Annotated in this window: 32 protein-coding genes and 1 pseudogene; 32 read left to right on the top strand and 1 reads right to left on the bottom strand. The window is 70.4% G+C overall.

The window, feature by feature from the left end:
• Positions 1–69 precede the first annotated feature (69 nt).
• Positions 70–861, bottom strand: coding sequence for a GntR family transcriptional regulator (locus tag AB0L60_RS40215; protein ID WP_364625451.1), 792 nt, complete (start codon positions 859–861; stop codon positions 70–72).
• A gap of 138 nt (positions 862–999) precedes the next feature.
• On the opposite strand from AB0L60_RS40215, the gene AB0L60_RS40210 reads away from it, so the two are divergent.
• The 32 genes and pseudogenes from AB0L60_RS40210 to AB0L60_RS40055 all read left to right on the top strand — a co-directional run bounded on the left by AB0L60_RS40210 (position 1,000) and on the right by AB0L60_RS40055 (position 22,486).
• Positions 1,000–1,404, top strand: coding sequence for a hypothetical protein (locus AB0L60_RS40210; RefSeq protein ID WP_364625448.1), 405 nt, complete (start codon positions 1,000–1,002; stop codon positions 1,402–1,404).
• Positions 1,401–2,075 carry a hypothetical protein gene (locus tag AB0L60_RS40205; RefSeq protein WP_364625445.1) on the top strand — a complete coding sequence of 225 codons (675 nt, stop codon included), beginning with the start codon at positions 1,401–1,403 and terminating at the stop codon, positions 2,073–2,075. The genes AB0L60_RS40210 and AB0L60_RS40205 overlap by 4 nt, the downstream gene beginning before the upstream one ends.
• A complete protein-coding gene (locus AB0L60_RS40200) occupies positions 2,075–2,224 on the top strand; it encodes a hypothetical protein (RefSeq protein ID WP_364625442.1) in 150 nt (49 codons plus the stop codon). The genes AB0L60_RS40205 and AB0L60_RS40200 overlap by 1 nt, the downstream gene beginning before the upstream one ends.
• A 71-nt stretch (positions 2,225–2,295) precedes the next feature.
• On the top strand, positions 2,296–2,514 hold the full coding sequence (locus AB0L60_RS40195; protein ID WP_364625439.1) for a hypothetical protein: 219 nt from the start codon (positions 2,296–2,298) through the stop codon (positions 2,512–2,514).
• Positions 2,515–2,532: 18 nt separating this feature from the next.
• Entirely contained in the window at positions 2,533–2,718 is a 186-nt protein-coding gene (locus AB0L60_RS40190) for a hypothetical protein (RefSeq protein ID WP_364625436.1), read from the top strand.
• A 35-nt stretch (positions 2,719–2,753) separates the two neighbouring features.
• A complete protein-coding gene (locus AB0L60_RS40185; protein ID WP_364625433.1) occupies positions 2,754–2,963 on the top strand; it encodes a hypothetical protein in 210 nt (69 codons plus the stop codon).
• Between the two features lie 91 nt (positions 2,964–3,054).
• Positions 3,055–3,378: a hypothetical protein gene (locus AB0L60_RS40180; protein WP_364625430.1), complete on the top strand. Its 324-nt coding sequence runs from the start codon at positions 3,055–3,057 to the stop codon at positions 3,376–3,378.
• A 32-nt stretch (positions 3,379–3,410) separates the two neighbouring features.
• Positions 3,411–4,607, top strand: a complete 1,197-nt coding sequence (locus AB0L60_RS40175) for a hypothetical protein (protein WP_364625427.1) — start codon at positions 3,411–3,413, stop codon at positions 4,605–4,607.
• 27 nt (positions 4,608–4,634) lie between these two features.
• On the top strand, positions 4,635–5,306 hold the full coding sequence (locus AB0L60_RS40170) for a nuclease-related domain-containing protein (RefSeq protein WP_364625424.1): 672 nt from the start codon (positions 4,635–4,637) through the stop codon (positions 5,304–5,306).
• The gene (locus tag AB0L60_RS40165; RefSeq protein WP_364625421.1) at positions 5,303–5,551 is read left to right on the top strand and encodes a hypothetical protein; all 249 of its coding nucleotides are present in this window, start codon (positions 5,303–5,305) and stop codon (positions 5,549–5,551) included. Before AB0L60_RS40170 ends, AB0L60_RS40165 begins: the two co-directional genes overlap by 4 nt.
• 65 nt (positions 5,552–5,616) lie before the next feature.
• Positions 5,617–6,564, top strand: a complete 948-nt coding sequence (locus tag AB0L60_RS40160; protein WP_364625418.1) for a hypothetical protein — start codon at positions 5,617–5,619, stop codon at positions 6,562–6,564.
• A 25-nt stretch (positions 6,565–6,589) separates the two neighbouring features.
• Positions 6,590–7,063 carry a hypothetical protein gene (locus AB0L60_RS40155; RefSeq protein ID WP_364625415.1) on the top strand — a complete coding sequence of 158 codons (474 nt, stop codon included), beginning with the start codon at positions 6,590–6,592 and terminating at the stop codon, positions 7,061–7,063.
• A 116-nt stretch (positions 7,064–7,179) separates the two neighbouring features.
• Positions 7,180–8,166, top strand: a complete 987-nt coding sequence (locus AB0L60_RS40150) for a hypothetical protein (RefSeq protein WP_364625412.1) — start codon at positions 7,180–7,182, stop codon at positions 8,164–8,166.
• Positions 8,167–8,283: 117 nt separating this feature from the next.
• Entirely contained in the window at positions 8,284–8,505 is a 222-nt protein-coding gene (locus AB0L60_RS40145) for a hypothetical protein (protein ID WP_364625409.1), read from the top strand.
• Positions 8,506–8,575: 70 nt separating this feature from the next.
• Positions 8,576–8,707 (top strand): annotated as a pseudogene (locus tag AB0L60_RS40140) (RNase adapter RapZ); the annotation flags it as partial.
• 295 nt (positions 8,708–9,002) lie between these two features.
• Positions 9,003–9,422, top strand: a complete 420-nt coding sequence (locus AB0L60_RS40135; protein WP_364625407.1) for a hypothetical protein — start codon at positions 9,003–9,005, stop codon at positions 9,420–9,422.
• Positions 9,423–9,492: 70 nt separating this feature from the next.
• Positions 9,493–9,720, top strand: coding sequence for a hypothetical protein (locus AB0L60_RS40130; protein WP_364625404.1), 228 nt, complete (start codon positions 9,493–9,495; stop codon positions 9,718–9,720).
• Positions 9,704–9,955, top strand: coding sequence for a hypothetical protein (locus AB0L60_RS40125; protein ID WP_364625401.1), 252 nt, complete (start codon positions 9,704–9,706; stop codon positions 9,953–9,955). The genes AB0L60_RS40130 and AB0L60_RS40125 overlap by 17 nt, the downstream gene beginning before the upstream one ends.
• Positions 9,956–10,492: 537 nt before the next feature.
• Positions 10,493–10,948 carry a P27 family phage terminase small subunit gene (locus AB0L60_RS40120; RefSeq protein WP_364625398.1) on the top strand — a complete coding sequence of 152 codons (456 nt, stop codon included), beginning with the start codon at positions 10,493–10,495 and terminating at the stop codon, positions 10,946–10,948.
• Positions 10,949–11,134: 186 nt separating this feature from the next.
• Entirely contained in the window at positions 11,135–12,709 is a 1,575-nt protein-coding gene (locus AB0L60_RS40115; RefSeq protein WP_364625395.1) for a terminase TerL endonuclease subunit, read from the top strand.
• A gap of 14 nt (positions 12,710–12,723) precedes the next feature.
• Positions 12,724–14,772, top strand: a complete 2,049-nt coding sequence (locus AB0L60_RS40110) for a phage portal protein (protein WP_364625392.1) — start codon at positions 12,724–12,726, stop codon at positions 14,770–14,772.
• Between the two features lie 17 nt (positions 14,773–14,789).
• Positions 14,790–15,644: an HK97 family phage prohead protease gene (locus AB0L60_RS40105; protein ID WP_364625389.1), complete on the top strand. Its 855-nt coding sequence runs from the start codon at positions 14,790–14,792 to the stop codon at positions 15,642–15,644.
• Positions 15,641–16,849, top strand: coding sequence for a phage major capsid protein (locus AB0L60_RS40100; RefSeq protein ID WP_364625386.1), 1,209 nt, complete (start codon positions 15,641–15,643; stop codon positions 16,847–16,849). The genes AB0L60_RS40105 and AB0L60_RS40100 overlap by 4 nt, the downstream gene beginning before the upstream one ends.
• Before the next feature lie 65 nt (positions 16,850–16,914).
• Positions 16,915–17,091 (top strand): hypothetical protein, encoded by a 177-nt coding sequence (locus AB0L60_RS40095; protein WP_364625383.1) that lies wholly within the window; start codon positions 16,915–16,917, stop codon positions 17,089–17,091.
• Positions 17,091–17,672: a hypothetical protein gene (locus tag AB0L60_RS40090; RefSeq protein WP_364625380.1), complete on the top strand. Its 582-nt coding sequence runs from the start codon at positions 17,091–17,093 to the stop codon at positions 17,670–17,672. Before AB0L60_RS40095 ends, AB0L60_RS40090 begins: the two co-directional genes overlap by 1 nt.
• An 18-nt stretch (positions 17,673–17,690) precedes the next feature.
• Complete coding sequence (locus AB0L60_RS40085; protein WP_364625377.1) at positions 17,691–18,041, top strand: hypothetical protein; 351 nt, start codon at positions 17,691–17,693, stop codon at positions 18,039–18,041.
• Between the two features lies 1 nt (position 18,042).
• Entirely contained in the window at positions 18,043–18,327 is a 285-nt protein-coding gene (locus AB0L60_RS40080; protein ID WP_364625374.1) for a hypothetical protein, read from the top strand.
• The gene (locus AB0L60_RS40075; protein WP_364625371.1) at positions 18,327–18,716 is read left to right on the top strand and encodes a hypothetical protein; all 390 of its coding nucleotides are present in this window, start codon (positions 18,327–18,329) and stop codon (positions 18,714–18,716) included. The genes AB0L60_RS40080 and AB0L60_RS40075 overlap by 1 nt, the downstream gene beginning before the upstream one ends.
• A 14-nt stretch (positions 18,717–18,730) precedes the next feature.
• On the top strand, positions 18,731–19,354 hold the full coding sequence (locus tag AB0L60_RS40070) for a hypothetical protein (RefSeq protein WP_364625368.1): 624 nt from the start codon (positions 18,731–18,733) through the stop codon (positions 19,352–19,354).
• A gap of 88 nt (positions 19,355–19,442) precedes the next feature.
• The gene (locus tag AB0L60_RS40065) at positions 19,443–19,766 is read left to right on the top strand and encodes a hypothetical protein (protein ID WP_364625365.1); all 324 of its coding nucleotides are present in this window, start codon (positions 19,443–19,445) and stop codon (positions 19,764–19,766) included.
• Positions 19,767–19,804: 38 nt separating this feature from the next.
• Positions 19,805–20,155 (top strand): hypothetical protein, encoded by a 351-nt coding sequence (locus tag AB0L60_RS40060; RefSeq protein WP_364625362.1) that lies wholly within the window; start codon positions 19,805–19,807, stop codon positions 20,153–20,155.
• 9 nt (positions 20,156–20,164) lie between these two features.
• Entirely contained in the window at positions 20,165–22,486 is a 2,322-nt protein-coding gene (locus AB0L60_RS40055; protein WP_364625359.1) for a phage tail tape measure protein, read from the top strand.
• Positions 22,487–22,489 lie beyond the last annotated feature (3 nt).

Below are 22,489 nucleotides of genomic sequence, written 5' to 3'. Positions count from 1 at the left end.
ACCCTGACTGCGGGCAGCGAAGAGCCCCCACCTCGGATCGATCGAGGCGGGGGCTCTGCTGCGTCGTGATCAGGAGTTGTCCGGTCGCGGGTAGGCCGCAGTCTCGTTGCGCGACACCCGGTACGACACTGCGTACCGGTCAGCGGCCATCCGGGTCTGATTCACCTCGACGACCTGCTCGTCGATCCGCGACGTCCGGGTGATGATCAGCACTGGCAGGCCAGCCCCGATCCGCAGCATCTGCTGCTCACGGGTGTTCGCAGGGCGAGAGGAGACGGCTTCCTCCCACTCGATCGCCTTCCCGAAGTGCTCTTCGATCCGGTCGTAGATCCCGCCAGGCCCCGTCGTCGGCGCGCCCAGGATCGGGAGCTGCCCGACGAGCGGCATCGGCAGGTACGACGTCGCGAGTTGCTCGGGCAACTCGGCGGCTGGCGGCCCTATGGCCCGGTCCCGGATCATCACGTGCTCCGTGTGCGGCACGCCGAGGATGTCGGCGACATCAGCTGGTGGCACGCCGACCTCTGGCGGCACGGCAGGGCCGACGGCACGCCAGTCCTGGGCTCCGAGGTCGAAGAAGTACCCGATCTCGTCCCGGTGGGCCTGCCGGTCGCGGATGTGCGTCGGCGCGGGCGTTGGCGGTCGGATGAAGGTGCCGCGTCTCGGGATGCTGTACAGCAGCCCTTCGGCAACGAGGTGCTTGACCGCGCGGTGCGCGGTTTCTCGGGCTACGCCGTATCGCTCGCGGAGCCGGTCGATTCCGGGGATCGGTCGATCGGTCGGCCACTCGCCAGCCTCGACGTCCTGCCGGATCAGCTCCGCGACGCCCCTGAAGCTCGCCATGGGCTCGTCCTCTCGTGTCATCTCCCCTCCTATCCTATACAGGCACGCACTATGTGGGGTAGTGTCTGCGGTGTCAGAAACGCAGCGGCCCTGACCTATGGCGTCGGAACCCAGGTCAGGGCCTATGCAAACCAACCTCGTGCATGGAGGAAGGTCCACATGGCCACGCACACTATCCTGTCCAGGATCTCTCTGTCCGGGCCGGGCAGAGAGTCGCGCAACACCCGCCGCAGCCGCCGCGCAGGCCGCCGAGCCGCCCGCGCCGTCCTCCGGGACCGCGCCCGTGCCAACCGCCCCCACTCCCTCGCCAGCCACATCGTGGCGCGCGGCGAGACCGCCGAGACCGCGAAGGGCATCGCCAACGGCCTCCGCACCGCCGCGAAGCGCCTCGGCCTCACCGGGAAGGCCGGCCGTACCCGCCGCACCGTCGACGGCCGCGGTCGCCTCCGCAAGGTGGTCCGCTACACCGCCGACCAGTTTCGTGCCGCGCTCGCCGTCTACCGGCCGCGCAAGGCCGCGTACATCGCCGCCCGCGCACGCCTCCTCGCGGGGGTGACCGAGTGAGCACCACCGACGACATCCGCACCGACATCACCGAGTGCGAGAAGCGAATCGCCCGCCTGGAACGGACCTGGCACCTGCACAACAGCCACTACGACCGCCAGAACGCAGCCTCCGAGCTGTCCGGCCTCGTGCAGTACGTCGCCCGGCAGCGCGAGGAGCTTGCCGAGGCCGAGGCCGCCGAGCGCGCCACCCAGGACACCGTCGACCAGCTCACCGCCGCCGCCACCCGCAGCGGCGACCCCGCCGCCGTCGCCGTCGCGCACGTCGTCTCGGGAGTGGCCGCCGACTCCAACCCGGTCGCGAACGAGCCCCTCCACGCGGTCCCCGTCGACCAGCCGCTCTACGGCCCCACCGCCCGCGCCATGCGCGACGCCCTCAAGGCCCTGCCCGCCACAGCCCACAACGGCGACTCGGACCCGGACGTGGAGGAAGCCCTCCGCCGCATCAAGCCGCGCAAGTCCGCGGCCCTGGAAAAGATCGCCTCGCACTTCACCACGCACCGGCCGGCCGACCCGATGACCGAGGCCGCCCGTATGACGGTCGCCCTCCGCACCGCTGGCAGCGCCGCCGCCGCGCGACCCGTACTCCGCGTCTTGCCGTTCCCGACGGGCCAGATCAGTCGCGGCGAGTACGGGCGCCGGGTCCTCGCCCAGGTCGGAGGTGCCCTCTGATGCCCACTGAAGAAGAGGCCGCCGCCGAGCGCGTGGCCGAGCTTCAGCGCCAGGCCGCCGCCGAATACGCCGCCGCACAAGCCCGGGAGGCCGAGGCCCGAAACGCACTCGCGTTCGCCCGCATGCACGGAAACGAAGCCGCCAGCTGACCAACCCAGTCCGGCCGGGCCGCGCCACATCCCCCCGCGCGGCCCGGCCACCCAATCCGAGAGGACACCCCATGTCCAAGCCCACGTTCCAGATCGTCACGACCGACGGCCAGGCACACATCCAGGGCCGCTTCCAGACCGGGACTTTCACCGAACTCGGCGGTGAAGCCCCCCGCCTGGAGTCCTACGAGCACGACGGCGACTTCCTGGTGCTCTGCTACGAGCACGGCTTCCGCCAGATCATCCCCGAGCACCGCATCAAGTACATCGCCTGCCTCAACCAGGACTGACACCCAGAGGAGAACCGCGTGAACAAGAAGGACGCCGTACAGGCAGCAGTGAACGCCGTAGCGGTCGCCACCACGGCGATCAACGAGTACGGCCGGACGAGTCCCGAGGCGGAGAGCGCACTGCGGGCCGCCCGAACCGCCGTGGCCGCCGCCCACGCCGCCGGGGCCACCGACGACGACCTCCGCGCCGCCCGCCCGCAGTAGCCAGCCACCACCCCAATAACCAGAGGAGTCCGATCGTGAGCCGCTACCTCGAAGAGGCCGCCGCACTGCTCCGCAAGGCCGCAGCGACAAACGAGGAGGACAACCGCAACTACCCGGCGCTCCTGACCGAGGGCAGGGAGCGGATCGCCAAGGAGTTCGCCACCCTCGCAGCCATCGACAACGGCCTCCTTCCCGCCGACATGCTCCGCGACGTCCTCGACGCCATCACCAGCCAGGACGCCTGACCGCCACTGCCCCGGCCACGCCGTGAGGGCGCCGGAGCGACTCCGGCCCGGGGCACTCCCCTGCACCAGCCGACAACCGGAAGGACCCGTCATGACCGCGCAGACCACCGCCGCTTGGCCGACGAACGTCTTCGCCCGATACCTCACCGTGGCCGGGTCGTCCCTCGGCCGCGATGACCTCGCCGTCGACCTGACCCACCGGCTCACCATCCACAACCCGCCCGAGCCGTTCGCCACGCTCGCCACCTGCACCGGCTGCCAGGCGACCGAGGAGGCCAGCCACTGGCGCTCCCACTACCCCTTCGCTGGTGCCCTGGAAGAGAAGCACGAGCCGGAGGCGGCCGACAAGCGGGCCCGTGAGTGGGCGCAGGCGCACGCGGAGAAGTGCCGCGCCATGCCGAAGCCGACCTCCTGACTACCCATCACCCATCCCCGGAAGGACCGCCCATGCTCTCCCAGATGCAGGACGCGGCCGAGCAGCTGCCCGTGCAAGCATGGGCGGTCCTGCTCGCCATGGTGACCCTCGCCTTCGGCTACCGCATCGCACCGAACCTCCGAGGCCGCGCCAGGCGTCAGAAGCCACGCGACACCAAAAAGCGCCGTAGCACCATCGGCTTCCTCGGCATGGGCCTCGTCGTCACCGCCGGCCTCGCCCTCTCGACCAACACCAGCGCCCGCTTCGCGGAGAAGCGCCTCAACCTGGAGTCGCCGTGGCACATGACGGTCGGCCTCGTCCTGGAGGCGATCGTCCTCGGCCTGTCGCTGTATGCCTGGGCGTTCACCGACAAGGGCGCAACCCGCGCCGCGTACCTCCTCGTCCTCGCGCAGGCCGTCGGCGCCATCGAGGTCGTCCGGCAGGAACACGAGGACCCCGGGACAGCCCTCGTCCGCATCGTCGGCCCGGTCATGCTCGCCTACGGCCTCCACAAGCTCCTCGGCCTGGAGGCGAAGCTCGGCAAGGTCGAGATCCTGCCCGATGGGCTGCTTGCTCGGGCCTGGCGCGACCGGCTCAAGCGCCTCGAATCCAGGCTCGGCATCGGGTCACGCGGCGCGGACGCCGAGTCGATCAGCCGCCGCAACGCCCAGGACAAGCTCGTCGCCCTTGTCACCCTCGGTAGGCCCCGACTCATGCGTAGGCGCGCCTACGAGAAGGCCCTGATGCGGGCAGGCGACGCATCGTTCCACGGCCTGAACGACACCCTCGACGAGTACGGAGTCGAACTCCGCATCACGACCCGCATCGACCGCATGCGGGCCTTCAAGAACCTCCCCGACCGGGCCGAGCCGTACGCCCTACGCTCCCTGCGCCCCACCACCACAGCCCAGGGCGCACCAGCGGTAGCGCCCGACGACGACACCGTTCTGACCAGCGGGGGCACACCGGGGCGCACCACAGGACGCGGTGAAGGCGCGCCCGAGGCAAACCCGGGCGAGGCGAAGGCGAACAAGGGGCCCGACGGAGGCGATGAGGGTCGGCGCACCCTCGCGTTCGACCTTTACTTCGATCTTCGCGGGACAGGGCCAGCACCCTCGCAGAACGCCTTCGAGAAGGCGTGGCGGGACAAGGGCTACGGCCTCAAGACCGACGACATCCGCGCCCTCTACAAGGAGGTGCACGCCAAGGTCACCGGTCACAACACGTAATCGCCGCCCTCCATCCGAAGGATCCCCGTGACCACCCTGATCGTCCTGGCCGTCATCGCCGCATGGCTCTACTACCGACGCCCCCAGCGCCCCACCCCCGGCGCCGGAGCATCAGCGAACGCCCGCGCCCGCCAGCTCCGCACCCCAGCCGTGCGCATCGCCGACGCGCTCAACATCCCGACCCAGCGCGGTCAGGAGGCCAGCCGATACGCGGTCGCAGCGGAAGCGGAGCAGCGCACCGCCGCCCGAATCAATCCGCTGCGCCGCGAAGGATGGGTCGTCCTCCACGACCTGGCACTCCCGTCCGGGAAGGCCAACGTGGACCACCTCGCGATCAGCCCGACAGGCGTCGTGATCATGCCGGACACGAAGTGCTGGAGTGGCCGCTACCGGGTCAGGGCCAACGGCGGGCGGCTCCTCCACGGCGAGCGGGACGTCACCGACCGTCTCCGCGGCCTCCGCCACGAAGCCAGCACGGTCTCCCGCGTGCTCGGCGTCCCGGTGATCCCGCTCGTCGTCATGGAAGGCGCCCCCATCGAGGGCGGCGAACTGACCTACGACGGCATCCGGATCGTCCCCGCCGAGCGCGCCCCGGCCGTGCTCCGGTCCATCGGCAGTACCCGCACCAGCCGCGACGCACAAGCGCTCGCCCGCCTCGCCACCAGCAACTTCCCCCCGTACACGAGGAAGCCCCGATGACGACCACGTACTACGCCCCGCGGCCCCGCCCGGCCGACCCGAGGCAGGCCCGCCCCGCCAGCTGCTCGGCACACGACGGCGACGTCCGGCAGACGCTCGGCGCCGCACTGCCCGACGGGTACTCCTGGGCCCACCGCCCCACCCTCACCGTCATCCACGGCGGCGACCCGACCGCCCCTGGGAGGGACGAGCTCCACGCCCGCGCCACCATGCTCCGCGCGATCAGCCGATGGGGTGCGGCATGAACGACACCGAGGCGCAGACTGACGAGACCGAGGCCCTTGAGGCGGAGCACGAAAGCCCGTTCCGCGTGCGCGACGTCTTCCAGTTCCGCCGACCAGCCGCCCCGGAGACGGACGAGGAGCCCGCCGCCGAGGAGACGCCTCCCGTGCCACCGCCCATGCCCGCCGACCCGCCGACCATCCCGGCGGCCCGGGTGGGCCGGGCAGCCCGCACCGACAACCACCACGTCCCCGACTGGTGGGAACAGGACAAGACCCAGCTGACCACCCCCAGGCCAGCCGCCGACGGCGTGAAGTGGATCAACGGCGTCCCCCATGACGTCCCGGCGCCGGCCCCCCAGCCCGCTGCCGAGCAGACGGCCGAGGCGGAGCCGAAGAGGACCAGCGCCGAGGGCAAGTGCGGGCACGCCTCGCTCCTGTCCCTGAGGGATGAGGCTGACCAGGGCGACGGCGAGGTCATTGCCCGGCTGTGCCTGGACTGCAACCTCAGGCTCCCGGCGACAGACCCGGGGCCGAAGCCGGACTGCGAGCACGAGCAGCGGCTCGAAGCCCGCTCAGAGAGCGGGAAGCTGATCAGCTACGTGTGCGCGGCCGAGGGCTGCGGTGCGCGCCTGTCGATCGAGGAGGTCCACGGGAGGGCCGGCAAGTGGCTGCGGGCCACGGGCCGGTACTACCCGCGCATCCCCAACCCCCTCTCTCCCAAGGTCACCGATGACGGGGAGACCCGGCCCGCGCTGTCGCCGGGGACGCTGCGGCTGCTGGCCAACGCGGGGGCGGCCGGGGCCGGGTACTGGCTGGGGCTCGTCCCGCTGATCGGCCGCGCCATCGAGGAGTGCGGCCGTGCGACTTCGATCGGCGGAGCGCTGACCTTGGGCGGAGGCGTGGTGTTGGTCGTCGCGCACGTCTGGGACCGCAAGACCCGCCACTGGAACCCGCTTCTGGCGTGGGTCGTCCGGATCCCGCTGGCCTCCGCGATCACCGCACTCGCCCTGTACGCGCCTGCGTGGCAATCCTGACGTTTCACTAAAGGGGACAATTTTCATGTTTGAGCACATCGAGACGGCGCAGGCGCTCGCGGCGGGCATCGAGGGCGGGAAGATCCTCGGTTCGGTCGGGTCGGGCGGTCTCGCGATCGGCCTCACCGCTGTGCTGTGGGCCGGGATCCGGGAGCCGAAGAAGGGCGGGAAGGTCCGCCGCAAGCTGACGCCCACGGAGGCGTCGGTGGTGGGCGTCACGGCGGGCACCTGCTACATGGCGGCTGGCAGCATCTGGACCACCGGTGAGGACCTGAGCGAAGCGTTCGCTGACATTTTCACGAGCGGAAAATTCGGCGTGACCGGGCTGGGCGGGGTGTCCCTTCTCCTTGCGGCCCTCCTCTACTTCCGGGAGATGCGCCCCGGCTTCGCGGCCGCCACCGGGATCATCACGGCGGGCGTCTGGGCGCAGGCCGGGGGTATCTGGGGCCTGCCCGAGGCCGTGATCCTGACCACCGCCGGTGCGCTGGGGGCCTCCTGATGGGCGCCCAGGAAGCCGCGAAGCAGCTCACGTCGCAGGAGCACGCGGAGCGCCCGCGGCTCGCTCTTGTCGAGGAGCGGATCGAGGAGGAGGCGGAGCGGGGCCGGGTGGCCGAGATGTGCGCTGAGCTGGGCGCCTACCTGCCTACCCCCCGGAATCTCGCCGGGCTGATGACCGGGGTAGGGGAAGGATCGGCAGTTCTGCTCGGCCGCTGCTGGGCCTGGATCCGGGGCGCGGAAGGGTGGGACAGCGACTCCGCGATGCGGGCTGGCGGGGTCGCGCTCGTCGCCTACGCGGTCGGCCGAAGCGTGTTCGCCTCGCTCGGCATCTACACCGGCTACGTGATCCCTCCCGCGATCGTGTCGTGGTGCCTGGTGGCCCGTCAGCACACCGAGCTCGCCGTCGCCGTCCGAACCGCGACCCAGGAAGCGAAGGACGCCGAGCGGGAGCGGCTGCTGGCCGAGGCCCGGGAGGACGTCGCGAAGAAGGCGAAGGCCGCGGCGGAGGCCAGGATCAAGGCCGCTGCCGAGCGGCGCCGGGCCGGAACGGACGCGGCGGAAGCCACGGGCGGAGAGGACCAGGCCACCGAGCCCATCGAGGAGGACCAGGACGAAGAGGTGGAGGACGACGAGCTGACGCTCGACGACATCGCCGCGGTCGTCCGGAGAGTCGCAGCCCGCCACCCGCACCACCTCGGTGTCCACCTCTCCGACCTCCTGCCCGAGCCCGAGCTGGAGGGATGGGAGCAGGCCGACCTCAAGACCGCGCTCAAGGACGTCTGGCTGCTGCCCGTCACCTCCTTCAAACTCACCTTCCCGAAGGCACCCGCGCGGACCCGCGACGGGGTCCGGCTGGAGCACCTCCCGGCCGCCCCCGAGACCCCTGCCGGACCGGTCGGGGGGAGGCCCCCGGAGAAGGCCCCGCAAGGTGTCCCGGCGGGGGCCGGGGAGGGGCTCGCCCTGGTTCCCTCCCAGCACCCCGCCGGGGCTCCGTCCGGGGCCCGCCCCGAGGCCCCCGCCAGCACCCCGCCCGGGGCGGCTGGAGGGGCGCCGCTCGACCCCTCCCCGACCGCGGCCCTGGCCCCCTCCCAGGGGACCCGGTAGCCGGGTAGTCGTCGCAGGTCAGCCTGCCTACCTACCGCCGCCTACCGACCGCCTGCCTACCCGCCTACCGGCCCGATCCCAGCAGGGGAGCGGGCCACTGAACCCGAGGAGAGAGACATGGCCACTACCACCTACTGGACCTGGATCGTGGAGTGCGACGAGCCCGGCACGGGCCGCCGCATCGCTTCCGAGGGCGAGGTCCTCGCGCCCCTGGACGCGACCGAGCAGGAGATCCGCCAGCGGCTGTTCCCGGACCTGACCGCGAAGCTCCAGCGCCGGTACGGCGCGGGGTTCCGGGTCGAGGATCTGGCCCCGTCCTGCCGCTTCGACCGCAAGTGAGCCCGACCGCCTGACGGCTGCCTGATCCGCCCGTCTCGCCGGGCCCCGGCAAGAGGAACCGGTCACTGTCGCGGTCGGATGCGCGGGCGGCCGGCATCGTGCCGCAACAGTGGCCAGCGCACTTGCCGAGCGCTGCGCCGCCCGCGGCCTGGACGTCCACCTAGTCCATCGCGACCTCGACAAAGACGTCGTCGACCGATGACCGCCCCGTTGTCGGTCCTGGCGCGTACGGTTGGACGCATCCCATCCGCGCTTCTGGCTGCTGCGCGCTGGACCCAAGGCCCCGCCTGGTCGCAACAGGCGGGGCCGTCTCGTACCCGCCCTACATCGCACACGCTTGACTCCAGACGGTCATATGTCGCAAAATCGGCCGCAGTTCCGCATGCCCAGAAACACCCCGGGAACAGAAGCCGCCCCGCCACCGAGCGGGGCATTCGCATGTCACGAGACGGTGAAAACCCACCACGCCTCCCACACAATCCGGCACGCTCTGCTGCATGCGCACCAAGACCAGCAGCCTCATCGCCGCAGCCACCGCCGTCCTCACGGTCGCGCTCACCGCGTGCAGCACCACCACCGAGCCCGCGCCGAACGCCACCCTCCGCCCGGAAGACCGGGCAAGCGCCCGTGCAGCCGCCGGCCTCCCGGTCGAGCCCGACGCCAAATCCCGGCAGTCATACATCGACGCGCTGAACGGCATCGACCCGCGCATCATCAAGGCGGGCAAGGAAGACCAAGCTGTCAGCCGTGGCCTCAATCAGTGCTCCTCAATCAAGACGACCAAGGACAAGTCCAAGCTCGCCGAGTCCGCGCTGGAGCGGTTCACTATCACCACCCGGCTCCCCGACATCGCCACCCCCGAGACCGGCGAGAAGATCGTCGCGGCCGTACACACGTACCTCTGCCCCGAGTTCTAACTCGTCCACAGACCGGCCCGTCCGCGCTCCCCCGTCGCGGACGGGCCTCCCCATACCCGGAGAGGTAGCCGTGAGCGAAGCTCGCACGCCCTATGACTACACCCTTCAAACCATCAACGAGACGGCCACACGTCTCAACCTGATCACTGGGGGGCGATCGGTCGCTGGGGACGTTGCCGCCGCCGTGCTCACCGCCCAGTCGAACCTGGCCATCGCGTCCGCGCTCCTCGCCGTTGCCGATGCAGTCGCTCGGCAAGGCGAACACCGCCACGGAGGGCGCCATGGCGAACACGACTGACAGCAACCGACCGCTCTCTGACCTGCGGAGTTCGGGCCTACTGTGGCTGATTAACCGCGTGACGTTCCACCCGCACGGCCTGGCCCTGGGCCTCGTGACAGATGACGACGGCGCAGTGACGGGCTGGCGCCTGATGGGCGACGGCAGCGAGCCCATGTGGTTCACGCCGGAGGACGAGGCCGATCTGTTCGCCCGTGCACAGGCGACGATCCGCGAGCGGACGGGGGGCCAGTGATGCCGATGAGACCCCCGCGGGTATGCCTCGGGTGCCGCCAGCCAACACCCCCCGGGGTCCCCTGCCCCCAATGCACCCCCCGGGGGGTACGCGAGGCCGACCAGCGCCGGGGCACCGCACACCAACGAGGCTACGGACGACGACACCGAGGACGATTCCGCTCAGCCATCCTCGCCCGCGACCCCGTCTGCACCTGCGACCAGGACTGCACCACACCAGGCCGCCAGCCCATCCACACGGCACACGACTGCGACGAACTCTCAACCGTCGCCGACCACTGGCCCCTCACCCGACGACAGATCGTCACCCAAGGCGACGACCCCAACGACCCGGCACGCGGCCGCGGACTCTGCAAGGGATGCCACGACCGACACACAGCCCGCACCACCCCAGGCGGATGGGCGAAACCCCGCAGGTCGGAGGGGTAGGGGCGTCCGCATCGCACAAAACGGACATAGCGGAGACCGCCCAGGTGGTGCGGAAGCTCCCGCCAATAGTTTTCCCTTTTTGTGATGGCCCGTGAGGGGAGGTGAAGAGATGGCTACTCGTGGCCCCCTCAAGATCCCCAAGCACCTCCAGGCGGTACCCGATCCCGGCTCGGACGCCGCCACGGTCGCTGAGCGTGTCGACGCCTCGGCTCCCCCTCGACCGCCCGGCTTCCCGGACGACCCGGAGATGGTGGAGCTGTGGGACGCGATCGTCCCCGAGCTGGACCGTGCCGGGCTCCTCACCCGGGCTGATGGGCCTACGGTCGAGCTGGCCATTAGGCATTTCCTCGCGGCCCGGAAGGCGGGTGACGCGCTCCAGTCCGGCGAGGTGGTGCTGGACGATGCCGCGCATGGCGGGACGGCGAAGAAGAACCCGGCCGGCGCCGAGATGCGCAGCCAGTCGCAGCTGTTCCTGGAGTACGCGAAGCAGCTGGGAATGAGTTTCGCGGCGCGGGCGCGGATGCCAGCGAAGGATGAGGGCGGGGAGGTGAACCCCTTTGCATAGGGGGTGACCACCGTGGCGGTCAAGGTCCCCGGGAAGCGCGAGCTGGCCCGGCTGAAGCTGTCGCCCGAGGTGGCGTGGTACCTGCTGGACAGGGGATACGAGCTGCCGAACTGCCCGCCACAGTGGAAAACTCCGGAGCCACGTGACGTACCCGGCGCGTTCTTCGATCCGGCCCGTGTGGACCGAGTGGTCGACGCGTTCAGTCGACTCCGGCACACGCAGGGCAAGTGGGCCGGCCGTCCGATCACGCTCCGCTCGTGGCAAATCGCGTACCTGATCGGCCCGACCTACGGGTGGGTTCGGCCGACGGAGGACGGCCGGACGGCCCGGATCATCCAGACTCAGTATCTGGACATCCCCCGGAAGAACGCCAAGACGACGATCGGCGGCGGGCAGTGCATCTACCTGACGTGCGCTGACGGCGAGCAGGGCGCCCAGGTGTACGCGCTCGCGACCCGCAAGGACCAGGCGCGGCTGTGCTTCGACCCGGTGCGGCTGCTGGCGATGCACGCCCCGGACCTCAAGGGCCACGTGAAGCCGATGAAGGACAAGATCCTTCATCCGCGGTCGGGTTCGTACTTCTCGGTGATGTCGTCGGCGGGCGAGGCGATGCACGGCACCAGCCCGCACGCTGCGTTCGTCGACGAGGTGCACCTGCACAAGTCGCGGGACCTGATCGAGGCGGTAGAGACGGGTACAGGTGCCCGCGAGCAGCCGCTCATCATGTACGCCACGACCGCAGACGCGGGCGCGCCGTTCACGCCATACGCGGAGATCCGCGAGTACGCGGAGAAGCTTGCCCGCGGTGCGCTGGTGGACCCGACGTTCTACGGCGTCGTGTTCGCTGCGGACAAGAAGGACGATCCGTTCGCGCCCGAGACGTGGTTGAAGGCCAACCCCGGCCTCGCGGCGGGCGACAGCCCGACGATGGAGAGCATGGAGAAAGCCGCGGCGAAGGCCCGGCAGAACCCACTGGAGCTGGCCAGCTTCCTGCGGCTGCGGCTCGGTATCCGCACGAAGCAGGAAAGCAAGTTCATCTCGCTCGCCGAGTGGGACCGGAACGCCGGGATGGTGGACCGGGCGTCGCTGCGGCGGGCGGAGTGCTACGGCGGCCTCGACCTGGCGGCGACCAGCGACCTGTCAGCCTTCTGTCTGGTGTTTCCGGACGGTGCGCCCGGCAGCGGCGTGGACGGCTACCAGGCCCTGTGGCGGCTGTGGACGCCGGAGGCGAACCTCCCGAAGTTGGACGACCGGACGGCCGGGGCGGCGGACGTGTGGGTGCGTGAGGGCTGGCTGACGGTGACCCCCGGTGAGGTCATGGACTACGACCACATCCGGCATGCGATCAACCAGGACCGCGAGACATTCGGCGTCCAGGAGATCGCCTACGACCCGTGGAACTCGACTCAGCTGGTGTCCGACCTGATGGCGGATGAGGCGCCGCTGGTGGAGTTCCGGCAGGGGTACAGGTCCATGTCGCCGCCGCTGAAGGAACTGGCGCGTCTGCTGCGTCAAGGCACGCCAGAGGTGCCGTTGCTGCGACACGGAGGGAACCCGGCGATGCGGTGGCAGATCGACAACCTCGCCGTCATGACGGATCCGGCGGAGAACGTGAAGCCCGACAAGAAGCACAGCGCGGACAAGATCGATGGCGTGGTGGCGCTGGTCATGGCGCTGGACCGGGCGCGGAACCGGAAGCCGGTGCGGCGGTCGGCCTACGAAGACGATGACGACTACGACGACGAGACAGACGTCGCGTGACTGGAGGTGCAGGGGTGGGCTTCTGGTCGCGGGTGAAGTCTTTGGCGTGGTGGGGCAGTCGGCTGGCCGCCGGGGCGTGGGAGCGCCCGGGGTGGTCGTGGCTGCCGCTGGATCAGTCGTGGGTGCTGGGAATGGACCCGGCGGAGCTGTGGCGGACTCAGCCGCACCTGCGGACCGTGGTTGATTTCGTCGCACGGAACATCGCCCAACTCGGGCTACGGGCTTATGACCGGGTGTCGGATACGGACCGGCGCCGGGTGACGGGGCAGGGCGTTGCGGCGCTGCTGCGGCGCCCGAATCCGGATCAGACGATGTACGAGCTGGTGTACGCGCTCGTCGCGGACATGGCGTTGTACGACCGGGCGTACTGGTGGGTGCGGCCGGACGCGTCGGCGGCGTCGGGGTGGCAGATTCGTCCGATCCCTGCTGCGTGGGTGGTGCAGGGTGTCGGCGGGTCGGTGTTTGCGGCGGCCGAGTGGGTGGTTCGGCCGCCGCACGGCGCCGAGCAGTTGGTGATCCCGGCCTCGCAGATGATCGTGTTCCACGGCTGGAACCCGGACGACCCCGGAACCGGATCGTCTCCGGTGGCCGCCCTGAAGCTGATCCTCAGCGAGCAGATCCACGCCTACCAGTACCGCGAGCAGGTCTGGCAGCGCGGCGGCCGCGTCGCCGCTGTGATCGAGCGCCCGATGGACGCCCCGCAGTGGGGCAGCAAAGGCAAGGAGCGGTTCAAGAGGGAGTGGCAGTCCGCATATACGGGCACCGGCCCGGAGGCTGGCGGGACGGCGATCCTCGAGGACGGCATGAAGCTCGTCAAGGCGTCGTTCTCGGCCCGCGAGGACGAGTTCGTGGCAGCGGCCACCCTGTCGCTCACCACGGTCGCGAGCGTGTACCAGGTCAATCCCACGATGGTCGGGGTCCTGGACAACGCGAACTACTCGAACGTGAGGGAGTTCCGCCGGTCGTTGTACGGCGACTCGCTGGGGCCGTGGCTGTCGCTGATCCAGGACCGGCTGAACGGCTTCCTCCTGCCGATGCTGGACGAACCCGAGGATCGGTACGTCGAGTTCAACCTCGCCGAGAAGCTCCGCGGGTCCTTCGAGGAGCAGGCCGCCGTCCTTCAGGCGAGCGTCGGCCGGCCGTGGATGACCGCAGACGAAGCGCGCGGCTTGCAGAACATGCCCGCGATGGGCGGGGACGCCGACGAGTTGGTGACCCCGTTGAACGTGCTGATCGGTGGGCAGGCGTCGCCGCAGGATTCGGCGCCGCCGCCGTCGCTCGGGTCGGACGCTCCGCCTCGGGAGACGTCGGGGGCGGGGATGGTGCGGGGAAAAGCCCGCACGGTCCGCGCGGACCCGGTCCGGGCTGACACCTTCGAGGCCCGGTACGAGAAGCAACTGGGCCGGTGGTTCGACGACTTCACTGCCGCGGTCCTTTCCGGGTACGGCTCGGCGAAGCGCGGCCCGGTGCGTGTCAAGGCGGCCACAGACTTCGTGGACCGCGAGGCGTGGCAGGCGTCGCTGGCGGACCTTCTGCTGACGCTGGGCCTGGCAACGTCGACTGCGGCGGCCGAGGCTCTGCTGGAGCAGGTGGGCCTGCCGCCGGAGGACTACAACCAAGCGGCGACGGTGGCGTGGCTGACGGTCATGGCCGCGGGTGTCGCGGAGGGGATTGTCGGGGCGACGCTTGCCGAGGCCGATGAGGCGCTCGCGGACACGGACCGCGTCGACGAGGAAGGCGATCCGGTGCCGACGGAGGCCCGGTTGGCGGCTGGCCTAGCTGCGGCGGCCGGGTCTCGGGTGCCGGAGATCGCGTCGTCGCAGGTGACGTCTATGTCCGGGTTCGGGCAGACCGAGGCAGCCCGCGGGGCTGGTGGCGAGGCCACCAAGACGTGGCGGGTGCAGTCGACTGACCCGCGCCCGGCGCACCGCCGGATGGACGGGGAGACCGTTCCGTTGGATGCCCGGTTTTCCAACGGCGCCCGGTGGCCGGCTGATTCCAGCCTGGACGATGCGCAGCGTGCCGGGTGTAAGTGCGCGGTCGAGGTCGCGTTCGAGTTCTAGGCCCGAAGGGGGCATTTGTGCTGGTGAAGGATGCGCCCGCTCTGCGGGTCAAGGTCACCGACGTCACGGCCGAGGACGGCGGGGCGGTCGATACGGGCGAGTTCACCGCGCTGGTGAGCGTGTTCGGCAACGTCGACAGCTACGGCGACGTGGTGCAGCCGGGAGCGTTCGACCGGTCGCTCAAGGAGTGGTCCGCCTCTGGCTATCCGATCCCGGTGTACTGGGGCCACAACCTGTCCGATCCGGACTACAACATCGGCTCCGTGCTGGAGGCGGTGGAGACGGAGCGCGGCCTCCAGATTCGGGCCCGCCTGGACATGGAGTCGCCGAAGGCCCCGCAGGTGTACCGGCTGTTGAAGGGCGGTCGGGTCAAGGAATTCTCCTTCGGGTACTCGGTGCGGGACGCCGGGTGGGGCACGAAGGACGACCGCGAGGTGTACGAGCTACGGGACATCGACCTCTATGAGGTGTCGGTGGTCCCGGTCGGCGCGAATCCCGCGACCGAGCTGCAGACGGTCAAGGCGCTCGGCGAGCGGACCAGCCGGGCCGCGGCCCGTGCCCTGGAGTCCGTGAAGGCAGGGCGCGCCCTGTCGGGCAAGAACGAGGACACCCTGCGCGAGGCGCGGGAGCAGCTGGTCGAAGCGATCGACGCGATCGACGACGTGCTGTCCGCTCTCGACCCCCCGGCGGATTCGCCGGTGGAGGACGACGCGGATGAGGAAAAGAGCCAGGACGAGGACCCGGCCACGGAGCGGGAGCCGGCCGCCGACGAGAAGCCCGACGGGGCCAAGTCGAGCGAGCCCATGCCTGTCTTCGCCGCCGACCCACTGGCGGCCCTGATCGAAATCGAGATGAGGAGTACGCAGGAATGAACCTGCATGAGCAGCGCCAGACGGCGCTCAAGGCCGCCCGGGACGTGGCGGAGAAGGCCCAGCAGGAGGGCCGTGTGCTGACCGAGGACGAGCAGACGGCGGTGAAGGGCCACCTCGCCACCGCCGACGACCTCGCCGGGAAGATCAAGCAGGCGGCGGAGTCGGACGCCCTGTTCAAGCGCGCGTTCGCCGTCGAGGACGGGAAGCCGTCCGGCGGCGGTGAGCTCGTTGGGGTGAAGGCGAAGCTAGAGGCGGACGCCGCGTACAAGTCCGCGGCTCTGGCGTCCGGGGCGCGTACCCGGTTCTCGCAGCGCACCGCCGAGTTCGACGCGAAGGACTTCAGCACCGGCGGCGCGGCTGGCGGGCTGGTGCAGACCCAGTACGGGCAGGTCGTCCCGGAGGCTCTGCGCCGCCCGACGGTGGCCCAGCTCCTCGGCGCGGGCACCATGACGGCGACGACCCTCACCTACTACGTGCAGGGCCCGACCACGGGCGAGTTCGCGTCCGTGGCGGAGCTGGGCCAGAAGCCCGCGCTGGACTTCGCGTTCACCCCCGAGGTGGAGACGCTGACGAAGATCGCCGGGATCACGAAGATCTCGGACGAGGCGTTCCAGGACGTGCCCTACCTGGTGTCGGTGATCGAGCAGCAGATGCGTCTGCGCCTCGTCCTGGCCGAGGAGGACCAGCTCCTCAACGGTGACGGCACTGGCATCAATATGACGGGTTTGCTGAACCGGGCGGGCATCCTCACCGAGACCAGCGCCGGCGCGGACGACGACCTCGACGCGATCTTCCGGGGCATGACGAACGTCGAGCTCGCGACGCAGCTCCCGGTCGATGCAGTGGTCATCAACCCGCTCGACTACATGCGGCTGCGTCTGACCCGGGACGGGAACGAGCAGTACTTCGGCGGCGGCCCGTTCACCGGGGCCTACGGCAACGGTGGCCTGCAGATCGGTCCCGGCCTGTGGGGGCAGCGCACCGTCGTCACCTCGGCGATCGAGCAGGGCACCGCCCTGGTCGGTGCGTTCGAGATCGGGGGCCAGGTGCTCCGTAAGGGCGGCGTGAGTGTGGAGATGACGAACTCCGATCAGGACGACTTCATCCACAACCGGGTCACGCTGCGGGCGGAGGAGCGTCTCCTCCTCGCCGTGTACCAGCCGGCCGCGTTCTGCGAGGTCACCCTCGCGGGCACCGGGTCCTGACCGAACGATGTACGGCCGGGCGGCGAGCAGCTGCCCGGCCGCCAACCTGAGAGAAGGGGTGCGCGATGGCCAGGAGCAGCAGGCTGCGCGAGTACGAGGTGGAGATCCGGCCGGGGACATCGGTGACGATGAAGCTCAGCCCCGAGTTCGTGGCCGAGCACGGGGACGCGCGCCGTGTCCGTGAGGTGAAGGCGCGGCCGGCCGCGAACAAGGCGCGCGCCGCCGCGACGAAGGCGGCGTAGTGGCGAGCCTGGCCGAGCTGCGGGACCGCCTGCGCCGACGGCCAGGCATGGGCGACCTCACCGACGCCGAGGCCGACGACCTGATCGCCGAGGCCGCGGACACGGTGCGGGACTACTGCGGCTGGCAGGTGTGGCCCCGCGAAACGGTGACGGTGGTCGTCGACACGGTCGGCGGACCGGTCGCCGGCCTGCCGTCGCTGATGCTCCACGAGGTGACGGCCGTGGAGACCCGGCCGCACGGCGACCAGGACCCCGCGGCCTGGACGGCGGTGACGGGCCGGTGGGACTGGTCCGAGGGCGGCTGGCTGTACCGGTGCGGAGCCTGGCCGGACGGTCCGCGGCGCCTGCGGGCGACGATGGACTCGGGATACACGGACCCGCCGGGGGCGGTCGGGTCCGTGCTCCTCGCCCTTGCCGCCCGCACCCGGACCTCTCCGGTCGGGGTAAGCGCAGAGGCCGCGGGCGGAGAGAGCATCTCGTACTCGACATCGGGCGGGTCGGAGGACTCGGGCGGCGGCGGGATGCTGACCGGGGCCGAGCGGCGGGTGCTGGACCGGTACCGGTTGGAGAACCGGCCCTGACCGAGTGGGGTGGTGATCGTGGCGTTCTCGTGGTTTCGGGACACGGTGGTGCGGCTGCGGGCCCCGCTGGTGACAGATGCCTACGGCAACCGGGTGCGGGACTGGGCTGCGGCGGGCCGGGTGCCGATGTCGGGGTGGCGTGTCCAGCCGGTGCAGGGCACCCGGTTGAAGACGGCGGAGACGATCCCGCGCGAGGGCCTGGAGCGGATGCGCCGCGCCTTCGGGCCTCACGGGGCGGACGTGGTGCGCACGGACCGGATCGAGTGGGCGGGCTCGGTGTGGGAGATCGACGGCGATGTGGACCCGTGGCGGGGCCCGTCCGGACGGATCGCCCACATCGAGCTGATGCTGACCAGGGTGGAGGGCTGACGTGGCGCGAGCGCGTGTGCGTATCGAACTGAACCGGGACGGCATCAGGGATCTGGCTCGGTCGCCGGGCGTCCGCACGGACATGGCCCGGCGGGCGTTCGCTGTGCGGGCTGCTGCTGTGGCGGCGGCGCCGACGATGCGCGAGGGCAAGATCGAGATCGAGGCGACGACCCGCACCGGCAGCGACCGTGTCCGCGGCATCGTCACCGCCCGGCATCCAGGCGTCCTCTACGCGGAGGCGCAGCACCGGTTCTTGGCCGCGGCGATGGACGCGGCGGCCGGCTGATGGCCGCCCCGGTGGTGGCGTGGCCGGATGCCACTCTGCTGGCCATGGAGTACCTGCGACCGCGCCTTGGCGGAATGCCAGTCGGGTCCCGAATCCCCGCAGACCGGCCGGTGGAATTTGTGGTGCTGCGGCGGGTGGGCGGCCCGCAGCGGGGCCCGCTCACGGATGACGCCCGCCTCGATGTGCAGGTGTGGGCCGATTCGGACGAGCGGGCCGTGGCCATCGCGGCACAGGCCCGGTACCACCTCGGCGCCATGCCCCAGCACGTGCCAGAGGTCCGGCAGTTCCGTGAGGACTCCGGCCCCAATCTCATCCCCGACGCACCCTCGGATGTCCCGCGGGTGCTGCTGACAGTGGTGTTGTCGGTCCGCGGCGCGGTCCCGACCTAAGAGAGGAGAGCGCCGTGGCGAAGAGCACGGACAATGTGCGGGCTTGGTACGGGTTCGACAGCGGCTTGTGGGTGACGATGCCCGGGGAGCCGATGCCGGACTTCGAGGCGATCCCCGATGTCTACGACGCGGCTGGGGTTTTTCAGCCGCCCGGGGACGAGTTCTACGAGGTGGGCTGGCTGTCCGAGGACGGCCCGACCCAGGGCCGCAACCGCACCGTCGAAAGGTTCCGCGCCTGGCAGGGCAACTCGATCGTGCGTACCGCGGTCACCGAGGACGACCACACGTTCCAGATCCAGGCCCTTGAGGACAACTGGGTGGTGGCCGGGCTCCGGTACCCGGACTCGATCGTGACGACCACGGGCGATGTGACGCAGACGGTGGTCGTGCAGCAGTCCGGCGAGGACGTGCGCACGGGCGTTCTCGACCTGGTCGACGGCGGCATCTGGAAGCGCATCTTCATCCCTCGTCTCGTCCTGGACGAGACGGGCGACACTAGCCACACCGCAGGTGAGCTCACCTTCTACGAGATGACGCTGCTCGCGAAGGTCGCGCCGATGACTATCGACGGCGCGGACCGCGGTGTCTCCCTGATCGAGCTGACGAACAACCCGGCCATGATCCAGCCCGGCAGCTGATCGGCCGGCCTGACTGGGGCGCCCCCGCCATGCGCGGTCCGGGGGCGCCCCTTCCCCGTTCCGCGACCGCGCGCAAAGGAGACCGCGCATGAGCAAGACGACGTTCAGCCTCGACGAACTGCGGCAGCGGGCCGCCCAGCGCAAGGGCGGCGACAAGCTGACCATCACCATCGACGGCACGCCCTTCACCATCCCCGTGCCCGGGTTCTGGCCGGACCGGGTCAAGGAGATGGCGCGGCGTAGCCGTGAGGACGGCGACATCCCGTTCGTCCGCGAGCTGATGGGTGCCAAGGAGTACGAGAAGTTCGTGGCGGCGGGCGGCCGATCGGACGACGTGGCGCTCCTGCTGGAGGAGTACAAGGCGGCGCAGGGGGCCGACCTGGGGGAATCCTCGCCCTCGCCGAGCTCCTGAGTGAGTACGGCGGGGAGATTGAGCACGACCTCCTGCTGATGGGCCTGGACCTCGACGAGATCGGCGCCCCGCATCTCACGTGGGGCCGTGTCTGGCGGCTCATCCAGACCATCCCCAAGACCTCCCGAAGCTCGCTCGCGTGGGCGAAGTCCCGGGAGAAGGGCGCTTTCCCGCTCGACGTTGAGCTGCTGGCCGGGGTGTTCGACGCACTGGCGGTGGCGAACTGGCAGCGGTCGAAGAAGGCCAGCAACGCGGGATCGGCACCGAAGCCGGTGCCGCGCCCCAGCAAGATCGAGGCGACGCGCGGCGAAGCGCGGGACAGGCTCATCAACCGCGGGCGGGCACTGCTGAAGCGGCAGCGTCCCCGCCCACGTCCACGGACACAGTGAGGGGGCGTCATGGCCAGCGGGCCCCAGGTCGGTACCGCGTGGGTGCAGATCACCCCGTCGTTTCAGGGCTTCGGCTCGAACGTCATGTCCGGGCTGTCCGGGGACCTGGCACGAGCCGGGCAGAACGCCGGAGATGCCGCCGGTGACGCGGCGGGGGACGCGTTCGCGTCGTCGTTCGAGCAGTCGGCGCAGAACGCAGCCGACAAGATGGCGCCGATCGGCGCGGCGGCAGGGGCAGGAATTGCTGCGGCTCTCGGCTACGGCCTGTCGACCGCCATGGATGCGTCGGCGGCCACCGCGAAGCTCACCGCGCAGCTCGGTTTGACGGAGGCGGAAGCCGAGCGCGTCGGCGCCGTGGCGGGGGACGTCTTCAGCGCCGGATTCGGCGAGAGCATGGACGAGTCCGCGGCAGCCGTCAGCGCGGTCGTTTCCTCGGTGGCCGAACTCGGGTCGGTCTCTGACTCTGAGCTCAAGAAGCTGTCGACGCAGGCTCAGGTACTTGCGCAGACCTTCGAGTGGGACGTCGGCGACGCTGCGTCGGCCGCTGGAAATCTGATCAAGAACGGCCTGGCGAAGAACGCGACGGAGGCATTCGACGTCCTCACGAAGGGGGCACAGGCTGTCCCGGCCGCGATGCGCGCGGATATCCCGGACGTGGTTTCCGAGTACGGCGTGCATTTCAAGCGGATCGGGTTGGACGCGCAGACCGCGTTCGGGCTGATGTCGCAGTATGTGCAGGCCGGTGGACGCGACCTCGACCAGGCCGCGGACGTGCTGCATGAGTTCGGGCGCATCACGTCGGAGGAGACGGACCGGGCGGCGGAAGGCTTCACGGCGCTGGGCCTCGACTCGGGCAAGATGCTGGCCGAGCTCGCCAAGGGCGGTCCTGCGGCCAAGACGGCGTTGACGGACACCCTGGCCGCGCTGCGCGACGTCAAGGACCCCGCGCAGCAGTCCGCCCTGGCGGTGCAGCTCTTCGGCGACATGGCCGGAGAAGGTGTGGACGCGCTGTGGGCCATGGACCCCGCGACTGCGGCCGCGTCGGCCGGCATGGACAAAGCAGCCGGGGCGGCCGACGCGATGGTCGGCGCGGTCTCGGCCGACCCGATGCACGTGTTCACTTCGACGATTCGCTCGCTCGGTGTCGCGCTCGCGACGCAGCTCGCCCCTGGTCTGCAGGCCGCGTCGACGTGGCTGAAGAACAACCAGGGGACCGCCATGGCGCTGGCCGTCGCCGTTGGTGCGATCGCGGCGAGCGTGGTCGCGGCCACGGTCGCACTGCGCCTGTATCAGGGTGCGATGGTTGTCGCGCGCGTGGCCACCGCGGTGTGGACCGGTATCCAGTGGCTGCTGAACGCCGCGTTCTGGGCGAACCCGATCACCTGGGTCATCGCGGCGATCGTGGCGCTGATCGCGATCATCGTGCTGTGCATCGTCTACTGGGACGACATCGTCGCGGCCGTGGTCTCGGCGTGGAACTGGATCAAGGAGTCCACGTCGGCGGCGTGGAACTGGCTGGTGTCGACGTTCGCGTCACTGTGGTCCGGGCTCGTTTCCGGCGTTCAGGCTGCCTGGGACTGGATCAAAAGCATCATCAGCCAAGCGTGGAACTGGATCGTCGACCTGTTCCTCACCTACAGCCCGGTGGGGTTCATCATCTCCCACTGGGACGAGATCAAGGCCGCCACGCAGGCGGTGTGGACGTGGCTGCAGGGCCTGATCCAGCGAGTCTGGAACGCCATCGTCTCAACAGTGACCAGCACGGCATCACGCCTGTCGTCGGTGGTATCCGGCGTATGGAACCGGATCAAGGCCGCTGCCAGCACGGCCTGGTCCGCCATCCGCAGCACGATCTCGAATGCGATCACCGGTGCCTACAAGGCAGTCACCGGCATCGCGAGCCGGTTCGCCAGCATCGGCCGGGACATCATTTCCGGGATCATCCGCGGCATCCGGAACGCAGCAGGGTCCCTGTTCAGTTCGCTGCGAAACATCGCCTCGAACGCGCTCGGCGCAGCGAAAGACGCCCTCGGTATCGGGTCGCCGTCACGGCTGTTCGCGCTGGAGGTCGGGCAGTGGATCCCCGCCGGTATCGAGGTCGGGATCGACCGCGGGCAAACCAGTCTGGACCAGCGGGTCGAGAGCCTCGTCGAGGCCCCGGACGCCCCGGTGGTTCGGGCCACGGTGGCAACGGGCCCGGCGGCGGCTCCGGCTCCGCTGGTGCTGCGGGCGGACGGTACCCGGGCGTCGCAGGTGCTGCTGGAACTGCTGCAGCAGAGCATTCGCAACGACCTGGGAGGCGACGTGATGCGCCTCGGGAACAAGCGGTGAGAG

The organism is Nocardia sp. NPDC051981, assembly GCF_040680715.1.
Classification (GTDB): domain Bacteria; phylum Actinomycetota; class Actinomycetes; order Mycobacteriales; family Mycobacteriaceae; genus Nocardia.
Note: the sequence above shows the minus strand (reverse complement) of the source record. Positions and strands in the feature narration are given on the sequence as shown.